Source organism: Acidithrix sp. C25, from assembly GCF_904848545.2.
Genome location: NZ_CAJHCI020000001.1, coordinates 339,966 through 355,579, shown reverse-complemented (window position 1 = coordinate 355,579; position 15,614 = coordinate 339,966). Strand labels below are relative to the sequence as shown.

Sequence of the window (15,614 nt, the reverse complement as noted above, 5' to 3'; positions counted from 1 at the left end):
GTTCGATTATCTTCTAGCGCTGACCGCTACGGCGATTTGAGAGATTGTAGAGACGACGGCGATAAGTTGAGCAAATGCAATGACACCGACAATACCTAGAATCTCAAGAAAAATGGGTAGCGCTAAGTAGACGTGCTCAGGGGTTGCTGGTGATAGAGGTGCTTCGGAAAGATATAGACCGATGGCAGCTCCTACGACGCCAAGTTGACATATCGCCGACCAAGTGAACACGAACATAAGATCACTGAAATGGGAAAATGAACCATTTGTTAGCCCACGTGACGCCCAATCTTCCCTTGCTTTCTCAGATGGAACGGTGAGAGCCACAACTGCTCCGGTTAGGCAAGCTCCGAAGGATATGGAGGCGAAAATTAATGCGGTTGCGGCAAGATTGGAGGTTATGTCTCGCATGTCAGCCATGTGTGGAATTTCCATCGCAGCCGAACCCCCTACGATTATCGCGATGATAAACGCGGGAAACGATATCAATCTATGGCGTCTTTGCCATACTTGACAAGACCAAAAATTGTTTTGATTGCTCGTCCGTTTATTTATACTTCTCATAAAGCGCGTTTCAGAATATCTCGGGATGAATCGCTATCTAGCAACGGGCTCAAAGCTAACTAGAAAATGTTTGACTTCCCGGACGAGATTACTTCGTCGCTCCTCTTGGCTGGAATCTTCCTCAATAGATATTGCCTTGCGCTCATGATAGCTATTTGAAGATAAAGTACTTTCACGGCCGTCGACCGCCTTAAAGCCAACGACTCTCGCACTCTTAAGTGGCCCAATCTTATTGAGTAAGAGCTCCTTGATATCGTAGACGATTCCTCTATCCATTGATAACCACCTACCACGGGGTGCCGACATCTTTATTTCCACGGAATGAGCGTTCGAAAGCTCGGCCAAGTCGGTTATCTCATTGGCATTATCAGTCCAATTAAAGTTCGGGCGTGACATCATTAACGACACTGCCCGAATTCGAACATAGCGCTGTAGTTCCTGGTAGAAAGATTCCGAAATAACCGGATTAAGGTCAATAATAAGGTCGGAATCAAATCCACTTACCCTACCCAAAGTCTGGAGAAAAGAACTAATTTGGAGAGAATCAAGACCATTACGATGTTTTTCAATGGCAACAAACCTACTGTCTGGATCAACAAAAAGAGATGATTCTTTTATGAGGGATCTAAAGGGCGATTGGAGATCTGCTCGATCGAGCAGAATCTCCTGGTGGAATCGTAACTCCCAGATATTGTCCCTTGGGTAGATGTCGCCACTAACGGCTAAGGTTTCGTTAGGATTACCGTCGAAAAAATATTGAAATGAGGAAGAATTTAGCCCAAGGCCCCTTATTAGCGCGGAATAGTCAATAACGTCACCGCTGTGATTCCGTCCATGGATAGAGTAAGCGTAAAGAACGTGATCATCAATCGGCATTCCGGAACCTCCTACGACAATTCCTTGAATGAAAAGGTAACACAACTAAGACATTGCCTAAAATGCAAAGAGAACTACCAAACAATATTTATATCAGGTCATGTTGCTCTATTTCCATAAAGGTTCATATTTAATTGATCTCTTCCCCAAGTTTTTACAGACCGGCCACTCTAAACAATTAGCTCTATTGACATATACACGGATCAACTAACCCTCTCATAGGCAAGCTTTAGCTCAATCGGACCGCATGAAAGCATTACCGAGCCAAGCGTTGATTTTGCCGCGTAAAGACCTTAGCTTCTAACAATGGCCGATCGAGTTTTATTATTTCGACCCTCGACCCCTTTTTCGGCGACAGCCTTTTTCAAGATATAGGGTTCAATTCCAACCATAACTTCCTCTTTGTATGTTCGAATTGTCTTTGACAATGAGACAAAGCTAGCTATTTCTGATCGTGGAGTATGAGCACTCTATTACTAGTAGTACATCCCAGCGATCCAAGAACTCGAGCTATATCATCCATTGATAGTGCGTTGGCGAATATCCCTTTTGGGGACTTCTTCATCTCGTAGGACTTTAGGAGTATTGCAGCGGTTCACTTTACATGAAGAAAGAGTCTCATTTTGGCGTTATCTTAAGTCTCATAGGATTTTTCTAGCAATGCCACGTCGCCTGGCAACAAGCTAGCGCGGTCAGAGCCTTGATTCGTATCAACAAAGCAGTCGCTGAACCCACTTAGGGCATCCTGTTAGCGCGATGGGCGTCTTTATGCAAAGCTTGATAGAAGAAGCACGATGGAAGAAGCGCTCACTTCGGGTCTGGCTAAATTGCTTAGGTCAAAGAGAACTACTTTACGACCGCTGCAGATCGAAACAAATAACTCGCCACGTCGTAGTCCCGATAGCTATTCCGCAGATTCGGTGTGACGTCGTAGTTCGATCTTACACGCGGCGACTTTCGGGAGATGAATCTCGAAATCGGTCAGCTCAAGGCCCTGTAATTTGGATAGGATTCCTTCTATAATTCCTATATGCAGCCCACATACTGTCTTGCCGGCGAGATTGACCGCTGATTCAAGTGGGCACTTATTGAGGACGACGGCAGCAAAATCTCGATTATTTACGAGAGTTACCGAAAACTCCCACCCAATCATCGCCTCATGGATTACCCGAACAGGGTCGGAATACTTCGGCGCTAATTCGGTCGCAAGTCGGACGCCTTCCTTTCTCCCGATAGTCCTAACGGAACTTTGTGTAGTCATGGCTTCAATTAGAAGTAATGACAGACGCTCGTACGCCTTCGTCGGGCCCCTTTTGGCTTCCGCCGACGCTTCGTATAGCAGGCGAGGTCTGCCACGCCCCTTGGGCGGTTCACGATATTCGTCGATGAGTCCCGATCGACGGAGAATCTCAAGGTGATGGCGAATTCCGGTGTGGTTGAGTCGGGTGAATTCGGTCAGTTCGGAAACTGAGACAGGTTCGGCCGATTTAAGCAGGTGCTCGAAGATCCGATACCGGGTCGGGTCTCCTAGGGCCACCGCCCTACTCCGCAACTCATCACCGGGCCCGAAGACCGGTGAAAGTGCCAATTTTCCCCCGGGAAGCTCAGAAACAGTATCTGCCATTTGTTACTCCACCTAGCGTGCACACCATATTAAACCCACCCCACCAAGACAACTTAGTCCGGAACCATAGCTGTTTTTAAAGCCGTGCGGGATCAACACTGATCCTCTTGATCTCGAGATTGTTGACCAGGCGAAATGGTGATCTTCACTATCCATTCTTCGGGGCCACCTTTTAGATAATCCCAATCGAAAACCTTGTCATACTCCGCCTTGAGCTGGTAGTAGAGCGGCTTGGGATCGTGGTCGTTTACGAGGACAAACTCATCGCCATCCGCCAAGGCTTCAAAGCGGGAAATTACCTCTGCATGTCTATCGATCGGAGCGAGGGGTCGTAAGTCGACCGGCTGCGAGTCCGCTTCATGGCCGTCGGGCCTCTTGAGGTCCAGGCCTCCTCGATCAACGTCGGAATGATCAAGACGAGATATTGAGTGCATCGTAGCCTCCATCGCTTTGGCCTGCTTTGCAAATTCGCCGCTTCGATAGAGCTCAACCCATGCCCGAGACAGAAGGGTCGCCGCTAATCGTGGCTCGCCAGACTTGGCTAAGGCCTTGGAAAGGTCAATGACAACACCACTCAACGAAGGGACCAAGAGATCAAGGTTTGGGTCACCATTAGCCAAGCTTTGTAATCTCCATCGTGAATGTCCTATCGTCAACCCGGGCGATTGTGCACCTATAGCTGTTGGGCCAAAGAGCGTCGATCTGATAGAAGAGTGGTTTGGGGTTGTGGTCGTTTAATACCGTAATTGCGTCACCGCTCTTTATGGATTGTATCTTCGAAAAGACGACGTCGTGGCGGGCTCTTGGTGGCAGTGGCCGCAGATCGATCGTTGAGATAACTGGAGTGCTCTTTGACTTGACGAACTCCCGCTGGATCTCAGAGAGTACCTGGGAAACCTCGTCATCTGCGACCGAAGATAGAACCTGCGGCAAGATAAAGAGGTTCTCTTTCTGGGCATGTATCGAAAATACCTCGCTGATCACCAGCGCGACAGCTGCCTGTTCCGATCCAGAAAGGGTCTCGAACTCATCGATCTTTGCCCGTAGGTAGCGGTGTTCGAAAAGCATCGTCTCAACCACATCCGCCAGGCCAACTTTTTGCGCTCGAAGGTAGACGCTGGTCTCTTCTGCTTGTGCGTGGGGAAGGATATCGCTTCTCAAATAACTGGAGAAGTCATTCGCCAACAGCGAGTGGGCCTCGGGCGATGCCCCTTTTGCCATGGAATTCGCTAATGCTGAGAGCCTCTGTGCCATCTCGGCGTGGTGAGCTTCGATAGCGCTCAGCACTCGTTGTGCTTCGGTCGGCTTGTTCCCCAATGCCACTGGAATATATGCACCATTGGACTCTAAATTCTCAACATGGTCGCTCACTTCGTCTCCTTTTTATTATACTCTGCAATAGAAATATAATAGGCTTCGGCATAAGTGAGGTAACACAATCGTGAATGGCGTTCCAATTGATTCTCCGGGTCCGGCTAGCAACTACTCCCATTCAAACCTTGGCATGCCTAAGAGCGTCCCACCACCACGGCTGCCCCTTGGTTTCTTTTCTATTGCCGCACTTGCGCTTTTCACAGATGGAATCCTCGGGATCTTTCTCGGCTCAAGGGTAGTTGACAATCCAATGGGTCACTTGGCAATAGGAATGACCCACATGTTCATGCTGGGCGTGGCGTCGATGGCGGTCCTTGGTGCGATGCACCAGTTCATCCCGGTCATTTCGGGACAGAAGCTCAGACACCCCCAACTCTCCTACTGGGGCGGCGGACTCTTCGCAGCGGGTTCGATCGGTCTTGCAACCAGCTTCCTCCTCGAGATAAACCCAATGGTCGTCGCCTCAGGCATACTTGCGGTGATTGGTGTCATTTTGCTCGTGATCAACCTCTCCAAACCACTTATGGTAAGAGGGAAGGGAATCTCGATTACCGGCGCCCGGATATCTTCGATAATGCTCGTCGCTGTGGCCTGCTTTGGCATCACCTACGCAGTGGACCGCAATGCTCACGAGAGCTTTTTCGCTTTGTCTCCGAATTTGGTCATTGCGCATGCCCATATCGGCATCCTGGGCTGGCTAGGCATAAGCTACGTTGCCGTATCTGAAAAGCTCTGGCCGATGTTTATGCTCTCTCATCGAAAGTCAAACAGATCGAGCCAGATAGCGATTTGGGGGCTTGCAATTGGAGTGACCATCTTCGTGATTGGAATGCTCGCATCGAGTACTTTGATCGCAACAGCCGCGGGGGTAATTATCGTAATTGCCCTTTGTTCACACCTATATACCCTGGCGAGAGTAGTATCCGGGAGACGGCGCAAGTTGGAGCTACTTCAGGGATACGTCGTCGTCTCGGCGATATTCCTAGTTGGAGCCATCGGCTTCGCTATCGCTTCCGTTCTGTCTAAGCCGGGCTCACAGTTGCGGACGCAACTTGCAGCTGCTGAGATAGTATCCCTCGGCGCCTGGATCGCACTTGCGGTTATCGGTCACGCTCACAAGGTCGTACCATTTATCACCTGGGGGACTCTGCGTGCTTCGGGGGTAAAGTTCACCCGCAATAACAAACCCTTGGTCTTCTCCGACCTGCTAAATCCATCGGTGGCCAGGGCCAGCTTTGTCATAGTGACATCGGGTTTCACATTTATCATCGTCGGCTTGGCGACTATGACTGGGGTGTTATTCTCCATCGGGTCTGCGGCGCTAGCCCTGGCCGCTATATCGGTATCATTGAACCTAGCGATTAGGCCGTCTCGAATGCTCTCACACTTCGGTGATGCGAGTCAATCAGAAGCCGGTTGACGTCGAAGATCCATCAGCATCAACCTCGAGTTATTCTTATCGGCGAAGGCCAAGTGCCTTGGCGCTTACCGGGTCGATCATCTCTACACCCCATGGAGGACTCCACACCAACTTGACTTCTACTTCAGTACTACAGCAACGCTCTAGTACCTCCTGAACTTGGATCGGCATCGATTCGGAGACCGGGCAGCCCACTGTTGTCAAGGTCATGTCGCACTCGAGCCGGTCTTCTACGAACTCCATCCTGTAGATCAAACCCAATGCAACAATATCTAACGCTAATTCTGGATCGATAACCCCTCGAAGCGCCGACCATGCCAGATCAAGGATCTCTTTTTTAGCCGTTTCCTCCACCATTCTCTACCCCACATTTCCAGTTTGAGTGCCCAAAACTGTTTCTTTGTATCTTCCCAATTTCATCATTGCGTACTACTAGTCCCGATGAAAAGTGACGGAGAAGTGTTCCGGAGAGAATTCCGTAACTTGGTAGGTGAATCCCTGGCCGGAAAGTACGCCTTCTAAGGGGACAGGTTCAAACGGCGCGATTACCACGAGGTCCTGACCTTCTTCTAAGGCGGCGACGCCCTGCATAATCGCGTCGAACGGTTCTTGCCCTCCAGCCAGCATTGCCCTGACGTCGAGTACCAAATCGGCCTTTCCACATCCATTGTCAGTCACCACTTCCTCACCTTCCAATCAATCACCAGTAGTCTCGGCTACTATTTATTCTATTCTAAGCTAGATATAATAGTGGCCGGGCGACCAAGGCCGAGGCAAAGTCCTTAAATATCCATCAAAGCTGCCCCGGCTTAACCAGACTGGCACTCGCACTCCCGCGTCGGAATCTTAGCCCATCTTTCGCAGAATTCCCGAAAAATCGCCCCAATTGGCCCCTTTTGAGTTGATTTTTGAGGATTTTCGGCTTGGGTGATTTATAGATTTCCTGGTAGATGGGTATTAGGTCTTTTTGGGTCGCGAATGTAGTGTCCTAATTTTTGAGTAGTTTTGATTATGACTTGCATTAGCTCTGACATGGTGCTATTGTCTTGTTGTGTTTATCCGTGAAACTCCAACAGTTAATAAAAAGACCGGCGTTAGCTACAGTAAGTACCAACTCGTTGAGTCCTACCGCTGTGAAAAAGGTCCCCGTCAACGTATAGTAATGACCTTGACCGAACTGGACCTGGATAAGTCATTGTGGCCAGCTCTGGCCAATGCAATTGCCAATGCTATTACCTGGGACTCTCTGGAGTAACCTCACTCTTTGAATCAGATCCTATTATTGCCAGATACGCAGATCTAGCAATCACTAAGTATGCAATTCGTTCCGAAGTTGCAGCCGCTAAAGAAACAAGAGCTACTGAGGCTGACCTTGAGATGGTAGATCTCTCTAGTGCTAAGACTATCAATAGTAGAAGTATCGGTCCAGAACTCATAGGAAACTCATTCTATGAAGCTCTTAGCTTCGATAAGATCCTAGAGAGTGCAGGTCTATCGGGTGAATCTCTTGGCATTGCCAAGGCAACGATAATAGCTCGTCTTATTCATCCTGGATCTGATCGAAAGACCTATTCGTATATCAACTCCAACTCTTCACTACCTGAGATATGTGGTATCGATCTCTCTAAGTTTCACAAGGATAAGGTCTATGCAATTGCAGATAAGCTCTATGACGCTAAAGGCGTCATAGAGCCAGCACTCTATAGAGCTAGCTCTGATCTCTTTAGGACGAATACCAGGCTCTTTCTCTTTGATCTAACTAACACCTACTTCGAAGGTTCTACTAAGGGGAACTCCCTAGCTAAACATGGACATTCCAAAGAGAAGCGTTTTGATTGCACATTAGTTTCTCTGGCACTACTTGTTGATCACCGGGGACTACCCATCTACTCAGAGATACATGAGGGCAATACCTCTGAGCCTAGAACTCTCATTAGCGTACTTGATGCCTTGGAGTCTCTATCGGATGGATCTCTCTTTGGGGATGTTGTTCCTACCATTGTGATGGATAGGGGAATTGCTACCAAGGCAAACCTAGAACTTCTCATTAAGCGCAATCTCAACTACGTAGTAATTGAGAGAGCTAACAAAAAGAGTCTCTATCGAAGCCATTTCATGGAGATGGAAGGCTTCACCGAGATCTACGATGCCCAAGGATCCCCAGTACTGGTGAAAAAGCTCCAAGTGGAACCACAAAAGCCACAAGGGCGAGTGAGAACACAAGTACAAGGACAAGTGCAAACGCTAGAAGAAGACACCGGCACTGACGACAATAGCAGTAATGGTGCCACCAGCAAGAATACCGGCGACAGCAGCAGCAAGGGCGACAGCAGCACCGACACCAAAATCATCAAGAGCGACAGCAGCACCGACACTGACGACTATATCCGTAATGGTGCCACCGGCAACAATATCAGCGACAGCACCGACACTGATACTAACGCCACCTCCATCTCCTCCTCTTCCACCTCCATCTCCTCCTCTTCCTCCAACAACAACACCACAACCGTGGTGTTGTGTCGTTCTTTGGGGAGATCCAAGAAGGAATCAGCGATCTCTAGTCAAGCTAACGAGAGATTCTTAGTAGATATCACTTCGTTGAATACCTCAATCACAAAGGGTTCTATATCTAAGACCACAGTTGTCTCAGAGCGTATCGGACGCATCAAGGCCAAGTACCCAAGTATTGCTTCCAAATACGAGATATCCCTTGAATATCATCAAGACCATGGCAAGATCATCAAAAAGAGACGCTTTGACAAAGTAATCAATCTCACTATTACAGAAAAACCCACTAAAGCCAAAGATGATAATCTCCAAGGAGCCTACGTCATAGACACCAGCCATAGCGAGCTAGATGCAGGTGAGATCTGGAATATCTATACGACTCTCACTAAAGTAGAAGATGCCTTTAGATCCCTCAAGAGTGATCTTGGACTTCGACCGGTCTATCATCAACTAGCTAGCCGAACTGCTGCTCACCTCTTCATCTCAGTACTTGCCTATCACCTCCTTAGTGCTATTGAGCTGACCTTGAGGCAAAATAACGATAAGAGAAGATGGTCAACCATTAAAGAGCAACTCAACAGTCACCGCCGAGCCACCATAGTTCTTACATCAGATAAAGGCGTTGTCTATCACATCCGCACTAGTGGTGTTTCTGAGCCGGTTCACAAAGAGATCTACCGTCTCTTAGGAGTTAGTGATCCCCTTAAACGGATAAAGACCATTGCGACGCATTTGTAGTGTCCCAACGTAAGACCACATACTCAACTAGCTGGGAGAATAGGTTGATTGTCGAGTGGCGGGGAGGAACTTCCCCTCCCCGCTCTCACAGAACCGTGCGTGAACCTCTCAATTCACACGGCTCCTAGCGAACCGACTTTTGGTATTACCCCAAATGACCAGTGAGCCCAAAGATTGGGTTCACGTTCGGCTATTTGAGATAGGTATTTCCAAGCATTTGCTCGTATGCTAAGTCGCCTGTACTTTTTGCGTGCCCATCTAATCAAATAGATATTGATACGTCGGAGGAGTTGGCCTAATCTGGATTTGTAGAAGCGTCCATAGTAGTTGATCCAGCCTAAGATCACCGGGTTGTAAAGCCTGGCGAGTTCGGCTATGGTTTGGCCTGTTTGGAGGTGAATACGAAACCGCCTAAGTTCTCTGCCCATTTCTTCTACCGCTTTATCTGAAGCCGCTGGCAGGAAGTTGTTAAACTGCTGCTTGAACTTATTGCGGGCGTAGCGTGGTGCAAAGGTAAATCCTAGAAAGTCAAAGCGTATTTGTTCGAACTCTCCTTTACGGTTGGAGTCCTTACAATAGACGATTTTGGTCTTTTGTGGATGTAACTCCAACTTGACCTGCGTCATTCTCTGACCTATAGCCTCTAGGATCTCTTCGGCTCGTTTCTTTGTTTCCACATGTACCAAAAGGTCATCCGCGTATCGTTCAAACGGGGCATAGGGTAAGTTCTTTACCATCCATTTGTCAAAAGCGTAATGTAAGAACAGATTCGCCAAAATCGGAGAAATCACCCCGCCTTGGGGTAATCCTTGCTCTCGATCTATTAGTTGTCCATCTTTGTTTTGCATTGGAGCTTTCAACCAACGTTTGATGTAGAGAATTATCCATGGCTCTGATACGTGCATAGAGACAGCTTTTAGCAGCAGTTCATGATCTATTGTGTCGAAGAAGGCCTTGATATCTAGATCAATGACCCAATCGTACTTCCAACATCTCTTGCGTGCTTTTTCAATGGCATCATGGGCTGAGCGATTCGGCCTGTAACCATAGGAGTCTTCGTGGAAGACCTCTTCCAATCTTGGCTCTATGTAGGCTTTAGCTACCCCTTGGGCGATGCGATCTTTGACGGTTGGAATACCTAGGATTCTTTTACCGCCATCTGACTTGTCTATCTCGACATATCTAGTTGCCGCTGGAAAATAACTTCCAGAAGCCATTCGATTCCAGAGTTGGTAGAGATTGTTCTTTAGATCCATCTCAAAGACTGAGATGGACTGCTTATCAATCCCTGGTGCTCCTCGATTGGCTTTTGCCTCTTTGTATGCTTTAAGTACGACGTACTTGTCGATATCAAAAGCTTTTTCTTGTCGTGGTCTTGACATTTGATCCCTCCCCCTCAACTTTTACCTTGAGAAGTTGTTCATTTGCCAATTACAACTAGATCTGCTGTTTACTCCATCTCTTTGGCTTACATCCTCATTACAAGGACTTCGTAGCTACTACGGGATGGTCCGCCCCCAATCCATAGGCATTTGGTACTTTCCCTCTTGTTGATCTGCAACTTGTAGGTTTTTCCTCATCTTTGGGCTTAGCCCATGTGGGCTTAGCCAAGAACGTCTAGGACTGGGTTCTCATGTTCCACATAAACGCCTGATGTTAAGCTCACGCCACCTACACGCCGGATGCCCAAGGAGCACTAATTGGGTTAGTCTCCAAGTTGTCCCGAAAGTTCGACGTCCCTCGGTTTCGACATCATCCATACCAATTTCGAACGCTTCGTCAGTGGTTTGTTTTCACTCGTCTTCTTAACTCATACCTGAAAGAGTCATTGCTCTAACTTTTCCGTACCGCTTTGGACAACAGTCTTTAGCTAATGCCCCGTACGGTGGTTTGGAATCTCCTCCCAAAAGGCGATCCCGGAGGGCCTACCTCCATCATCTATGTAGCATTGCAGTGTGATTGTTATCAGCTTCTACATGATTTACAACCTCTTTCATTCATGACGCACGTCGAAGTTTGGGTAGTAGCGTTTCTTCCAATAGATCTCTCAAGCTCTGCAACAGCTAATTCAGCGCTCTTGAGTGCGTTATGGGCTTGAGTGCGCATGGGATTGGTTACCTTGGCTACATTAGGGCGGCGATCCATGCGATAGTCACACAACCAACCAATGCTGTGGTGGTCTTGTAAGTACTTGAAGCTGTTTTCGATGCGCCACCGCGATCTCAGGGTGTGTGCTAGGCGAGCAGCACTGCTCACCAAATCAGAGGTGAGGATCTGCAATGCCACCTGACCATCCTCATAGATGCTGATCTGGCGGAGCGCTCCGACATCTTCTAGATGAAGAGTCTCTGATGCTACTTGGATGTAGTGTCGATATCCATCTATGGTTACCCATGAGTGTTTAGGTAAAACACTAGGTACCTCAAGAGGGGCACGGCGATAGGTGACCCAGTCGAAGCCGGCCTTGTTCAACTCGGCAAAGACCTTGGGGTAGGCACCACCCCGGTCAAAGCCGACCATCACCGGGCGGTCCCCACAGATGACCCGTAGCTGTTCAAGAGGACCCCACATGGTTTTGGAGAGCGACGACGGTGCTCCAGATGAAAAACAGATGGCCCGCCAATTCTCATCGACGATTAACGTGTCGTTCCTACCTGGCTCGCCGTGTCGTCGGCGGGTATTCCAACCTTTAGCCAGTGGAGCAGACCCGGTATAGGCAACGAAGTGATCGTCAACAAAGAACACTTCCGGAGCGCTATCGTCGGCCTCTAGCATTGCCTTGGCTAGAGCTACTTGTACTCTAAGAGGATCAATCTCCTCGGCAAGGCCAGCGAGCCGGGGGCGCAGGGTTCGAAGATGAGGAAAGCGTTCCAAGCCGACCAGTGCTCCGGCGTCAGTGTCCAATAGGTGCTTGGTTCCCTCTAGTGACGATGCACCAAGTGCGAATCCAAAGGTTGCAACAAGCAACGTGGCGCTCACGTCGTAGCGGCGTGCGCTACCTGATGGCAACACACCGAACACAGCACTGGCACCCACTCGATCAAAAAAGCCATGCAAAAGCATCGCCCCTGCATAGGCACTTTGGCGGATCCCATCGCTGATGCGGGTAACTACTAGATTGTCGGTGTCGCTACTGTTTCCAAGATCGGGCTTTACTATGGCGGATTCGGCTTCTATGTTTGCTTGATCGGGCTTTTCAACCCCATCAATGACACTGAGGCGTAGTTGTTCGGACTCAGGGCGAACTCGCCGTGCCAGAAGACGGCTCACAGTGGCGGTCGAGACCGAAATTGCAGCGGCGATCTCGGTCCCTGGACGGTTTGCATCCGCCATGGCATAGGCCTGAGCAATCGCCTCATCACTGAGAAGCCGGGGTCGTCCCATAGGTGGGACCAAAGCGGCGGAACCGCCCTTGGATGCTCTGCCGCGCAATCTCGAGATGTATTCGGGTCGCAACTCAAAGAGAGCAGCCACCTCTATGCCCGAGGCTCCTGCCGAAGTAAGTGCCACGATGGCCAAGTTTCGCATTCCTAGGTCCGCTGGATCGTAGACGAAAACTGCCCGAGGCCCCCAGCTCACCACCATCTCGCCGTTTACCATCGTCTTAGTGAGCTTGAATGGCGCAGGTATACCCGGAAGCAATTCGATTCATACTTATCAAGTTTCGTAAGCAAGAGCCATTTTGGAATCAGATTCGCGGAGTAGCGGATGTGGAGACGCAAACACACATGTATTGAGAAGTCGCTCTACCAAGGACATTTCAAAGTGCCTTCGGTTGAATCGGTATGCGAATTCCTCGAGGTAAAGTTGCTTATGTTCCTCACGTCCGTGGTATGTTCCGTCGATAAATTTCTTGCAGTTCCCTATCAGGATGTTGAGCCATTTGAATGTTACATGTGCTTGTTCGTCTTTGGATAGAGTGAACCAGTGCGCTAGTCCAAGGTCTTTCAGCACATACCCCGTAACTTGGGTTACCATCACTTATCAGCTTGGTATTAGAATCTCAACGTCTCACAAAAACATCTTTGGGTGATTTAGCAGTGGTATCTTTGATTACTTCCATGAAGCAATGAGTAGGAGCACCATTGCTAATCGATATTCAAATTAGGAGATTGGTTTGGGTCGTTGCTTTTCCTCTTTAGTCTTCACCATGGCTCTCACCACCTAAAAAGAACTCATCTACCTGGACGTTTCCTCCAAGTTTATATAAACCATTTCGGTCAGCCATTGCTTTTCGTAGCTTATTTAGCATCAACCAGCCAGTCGAATAAGATACTTGAACGAATTTAGCAATGGTAGTAGCCGAAAGACCACGCTTGTCGTTGGACAATAGATAGATAGCGGAGAACCACTTGGATAAAGAGATATGGCTTCGATGGAAGATGGTTCCGGAGGTAACGCTAGTTTGACGGTGACAAGATTTACATTGAAAAAGTGGAGCTCGAGATGCTGCATTTCTTCGATGGTTTGGCCTGATTAAGGTAAACTGGTCAGAGTCACACTTTGGGCATCTAAATCCCTCATAGCATAAGCAATTTGATCAAATGATCTTCACATGCTTCCTCTGAAGCGAAGCGTACCATAAAGCCTGAGATATCCACCATGCCTCCTTTATCGAACATCTGTTCTACTAAAGATTAGCTCCAATCTGGTCTCGGTGGAGGCGAAACTTACGAAACTTGATAAGTATGATTCGATTTGTTCTCGGCGTTTTCTCATCTCCTTATCATAGCACTATTGAACGACTTATGCAATTCCTAACATAAAAGAAACCCTGTTCAAAACAGGGATTGCGGCTCAACTACCGGAGGTCTGAGACCTGGATCGAGCGGGTCTCGTAGCGTCCATGGCCCTTATCGGTCTCGTTATGAGGTTGTAACGTTGTGACGTTGCGAGAAGGCCCCTTGTTCCAAGGTGCTAATCACGTTGTAGGCGCTGGGCTGATTCGCCTTGACCTGAAGGATAAAGTCCGCATGCTTCTCGGTGACCAGGAACTCTGCGTGGTCACGTTGTGCGTGCATCGCGTCAACTGTCACCACCATGCCCAAGAGGTCCAACTCCTCTAGTAGCGGCTTGAATGCCTTGATTTCATTTGTCTTGTGATCGACCTCGCTCTGGGCAATTACCACACGCTCTTGGTGCGTCATCGCAGAAAAGAGATGCACGCAACGGCCGTCTTCTTTGATCGCACCACATAGTTGAGTATTGAGTAGTTATACTTCCCATCAAAGCCAACTCCGAACGCCTCAGTGCCTTCGGTGTCGCTGTTGGTGGGAAGTTGATCTTTGTCATTGTCTTTCTTGCGTTTCTTCTTGTCATCGCTGCGGGTAGTACCAACAAGCTCTTGGAGCACTTCGCAGACGAGGCTATCTAGTGCCTGGTTGTCGATTGCATTGAGGGTCCGACGCACCGTCGGCTCAGACGGAGGGACAGCACGTCCGGTTTGTGGGCTTCGCCGCACAGAGAGCCGGGCAAGTGCGTCTTCAGGGAGATCAGCTGCCCACTCTGCGATTTCGGTCGCATTGTGACACCCAGAGGCCATTGCAGCGACACAGACCGTGAGGATTGAGGAGAGCGGATGTCGAATCCCCCTTGGTTTACGATGGTCAGGAAGCGTTTGGAGTCTTGCGATAAGACCGAGGTCTCCGTCAATCACCAGCCGGTTCAAGTCAACCATCGTAGCCGTCTTGTCTCCTTTGAGTAGTGGATGGTCGAAGTCGCCCGAGAGAATAGCTGGCGCATTCTTCTGGAGCGGGTAGAGCCAACAGGTCTTCTTTTGCCCGTGATGTACATAGGTACCGTTGCGCCTCCCATATCCGAGGCTCTCACCCACTTTGGGTGAAGTTCGCAGCCTTGTAGCAGGTGCCAGCGTGGCGCATTGGATCAGTGAAGGTCTCTACTAACAGCACCGGATGCCCGTAGCTGTGAACGAAGTCCGAGGAAAGCCTGCGCAGTACCCGCGACAACACAGCAGAGGCGAGGTTCGGCCTGCTTTGGCCAGGGAGAACGCAGAATCGTTGGTTGTTCGTCACATAGCGCAGTCGGCGGAACTGGATCTCGGGTTTCCAGCCGATATAGCGATCCCTCGCACTAAGGCTCAGCGCAGCAGACCCGAAGCCGACCAGAGCGACAACGCGTTCGTCTTCAGAGCGATGTAGCGGATAGCCTCGCCGACGAGGTTGTGGCCGAGCCAGTGGTACTCATCTAAAAGTCTATTGAAGCTGGGAACCTCGTCACGACGTACTGGGGGGTGGGTCAATTTAATGTTGCTGATCCTGGGTCAATTTAATGTTGCTGGCAACGCTATAGGTGGCGGGATGACCCCCGCGTGTACGGGGAAGAGCTTCCCTATCGGCGGCGATTGCGATAAGCCATGGGATGACCCCCGCGTGTACGGGGAAGAGGGTGCACCTGGAACAGCGCTAGCCTCAATAGTGGGATGACCCCCGCGTGTACGGGGAAGAGCTCGGCGATAAACGCTGATCCAAGCCTCGGCGGGGATGACCCCCG

At 49.3% G+C, this 15,614-nt stretch carries 15 protein-coding genes, 1 pseudogene and 1 CRISPR repeat array (1 of these 17 only partly in view); of the genes and pseudogenes, 3 read left to right on the top strand and 13 right to left on the bottom strand.

The window, feature by feature from the left end; translation table 11 throughout:
* Positions 1 to 6 precede the first annotated feature (6 nt).
* The 5 genes from ACIDITHRIX25_RS88110 to ACIDITHRIX25_RS88090 form a co-directional block, all read right to left on the bottom strand.
* Positions 7 to 435: a hypothetical protein gene (locus tag ACIDITHRIX25_RS88110; RefSeq protein ID WP_201732350.1), complete on the bottom strand. Its 429-nt coding sequence runs from the start codon at positions 433 to 435 to the stop codon at positions 7 to 9.
* A gap of 162 nt (positions 436 to 597) precedes the next feature.
* Complete coding sequence (locus tag ACIDITHRIX25_RS88105) at positions 598 to 1,440, bottom strand: hypothetical protein (RefSeq protein WP_201732349.1); 843 nt, start codon at positions 1,438 to 1,440, stop codon at positions 598 to 600.
* Positions 1,441 to 2,344: 904 nt separating this feature from the next.
* Entirely contained in the window at positions 2,345 to 3,064 is a 720-nt protein-coding gene (locus tag ACIDITHRIX25_RS88100; protein WP_201732348.1) for a helix-turn-helix transcriptional regulator, read from the bottom strand.
* Positions 3,065 to 3,156: 92 nt separating this feature from the next.
* The gene (locus tag ACIDITHRIX25_RS88095) at positions 3,157 to 3,684 is read right to left on the bottom strand and encodes a DUF2249 domain-containing protein (RefSeq protein ID WP_249685622.1); all 528 of its coding nucleotides are present in this window, start codon (positions 3,682 to 3,684) and stop codon (positions 3,157 to 3,159) included.
* On the bottom strand, positions 3,677 to 4,435 hold the full coding sequence (locus ACIDITHRIX25_RS88090; RefSeq protein ID WP_052606212.1) for a DUF2249 domain-containing protein: 759 nt from the start codon (positions 4,433 to 4,435) through the stop codon (positions 3,677 to 3,679). Before ACIDITHRIX25_RS88090 ends, ACIDITHRIX25_RS88095 begins: the two co-directional genes overlap by 8 nt.
* 70 nt (positions 4,436 to 4,505) lie before the next feature.
* Here ACIDITHRIX25_RS88090 and ACIDITHRIX25_RS88085 point away from each other — a divergent pair, with 70 nt between their 5' ends.
* Positions 4,506 to 5,858: a hypothetical protein gene (locus ACIDITHRIX25_RS88085; protein WP_201732347.1), complete on the top strand. Its 1,353-nt coding sequence runs from the start codon at positions 4,506 to 4,508 to the stop codon at positions 5,856 to 5,858.
* A 36-nt stretch (positions 5,859 to 5,894) separates the two neighbouring features.
* Here ACIDITHRIX25_RS88085 and ACIDITHRIX25_RS88080 read toward each other — a convergent pair whose 3' ends face one another.
* Positions 5,895 to 6,215: a metal-sulfur cluster assembly factor gene (locus tag ACIDITHRIX25_RS88080; protein WP_201732346.1), complete on the bottom strand. Its 321-nt coding sequence runs from the start codon at positions 6,213 to 6,215 to the stop codon at positions 5,895 to 5,897.
* Positions 6,216 to 6,290: 75 nt separating this feature from the next.
* Positions 6,291 to 6,554, bottom strand: coding sequence for a DUF2249 domain-containing protein (locus ACIDITHRIX25_RS88075; RefSeq protein ID WP_201732345.1), 264 nt, complete (start codon positions 6,552 to 6,554; stop codon positions 6,291 to 6,293).
* A gap of 355 nt (positions 6,555 to 6,909) precedes the next feature.
* Between ACIDITHRIX25_RS88075 and ACIDITHRIX25_RS88070 the strand changes: the two genes are divergently transcribed.
* Together ACIDITHRIX25_RS88070 and ACIDITHRIX25_RS88065 are read left to right on the top strand one after the other, a co-directional pair.
* On the top strand, positions 6,910 to 7,113 hold the full coding sequence (locus ACIDITHRIX25_RS88070) for an IS1634 family transposase N-terminal domain-related protein (RefSeq protein ID WP_201732276.1): 204 nt from the start codon (positions 6,910 to 6,912) through the stop codon (positions 7,111 to 7,113).
* Positions 7,056 to 9,104, top strand: coding sequence for an IS1634 family transposase (locus tag ACIDITHRIX25_RS88065; RefSeq protein WP_201732344.1), 2,049 nt, complete (start codon positions 7,056 to 7,058; stop codon positions 9,102 to 9,104). The genes ACIDITHRIX25_RS88070 and ACIDITHRIX25_RS88065 overlap by 58 nt, the downstream gene beginning before the upstream one ends.
* Positions 9,105 to 9,217: 113 nt before the next feature.
* Here the strand turns inward: ACIDITHRIX25_RS88065 and ltrA are convergent, their stop codons facing one another.
* The 6 genes and pseudogenes from ltrA to ACIDITHRIX25_RS88035 form a co-directional block, all read right to left on the bottom strand.
* A complete protein-coding gene (ltrA, locus tag ACIDITHRIX25_RS88060) occupies positions 9,218 to 10,486 on the bottom strand; it encodes a group II intron reverse transcriptase/maturase (RefSeq protein ID WP_201732343.1) in 1,269 nt (422 codons plus the stop codon).
* A 583-nt stretch (positions 10,487 to 11,069) separates the two neighbouring features.
* A complete protein-coding gene (locus ACIDITHRIX25_RS88055; RefSeq protein ID WP_201732342.1) occupies positions 11,070 to 12,746 on the bottom strand; it encodes a putative transposase in 1,677 nt (558 codons plus the stop codon).
* 15 nt (positions 12,747 to 12,761) lie between these two features.
* A pseudogene (locus ACIDITHRIX25_RS88050) lies at positions 12,762 to 13,705 on the bottom strand (IS1595 family transposase).
* Positions 13,706 to 13,969: 264 nt separating this feature from the next.
* Positions 13,970 to 14,269: an ISAs1 family transposase gene (locus ACIDITHRIX25_RS88045; RefSeq protein WP_201732341.1), complete on the bottom strand. Its 300-nt coding sequence runs from the start codon at positions 14,267 to 14,269 to the stop codon at positions 13,970 to 13,972.
* Positions 14,248 to 14,937, bottom strand: a complete 690-nt coding sequence (locus tag ACIDITHRIX25_RS88040; protein ID WP_201732340.1) for a transposase family protein — start codon at positions 14,935 to 14,937, stop codon at positions 14,248 to 14,250. Before ACIDITHRIX25_RS88040 ends, ACIDITHRIX25_RS88045 begins: the two co-directional genes overlap by 22 nt.
* Positions 14,930 to 15,298, bottom strand: a complete 369-nt coding sequence (locus ACIDITHRIX25_RS88035) for a Druantia anti-phage system protein DruA (protein ID WP_201732938.1) — start codon at positions 15,296 to 15,298, stop codon at positions 14,930 to 14,932. Before ACIDITHRIX25_RS88035 ends, ACIDITHRIX25_RS88040 begins: the two co-directional genes overlap by 8 nt.
* A gap of 120 nt (positions 15,299 to 15,418) precedes the next feature.
* Positions 15,419 to 15,614: direct repeats of the CRISPR family, unit length 29 nt; unit sequence GGGATGACCCCCGCGTGTACGGGGAAGAG (it continues 3,065 nt past the right edge of the window).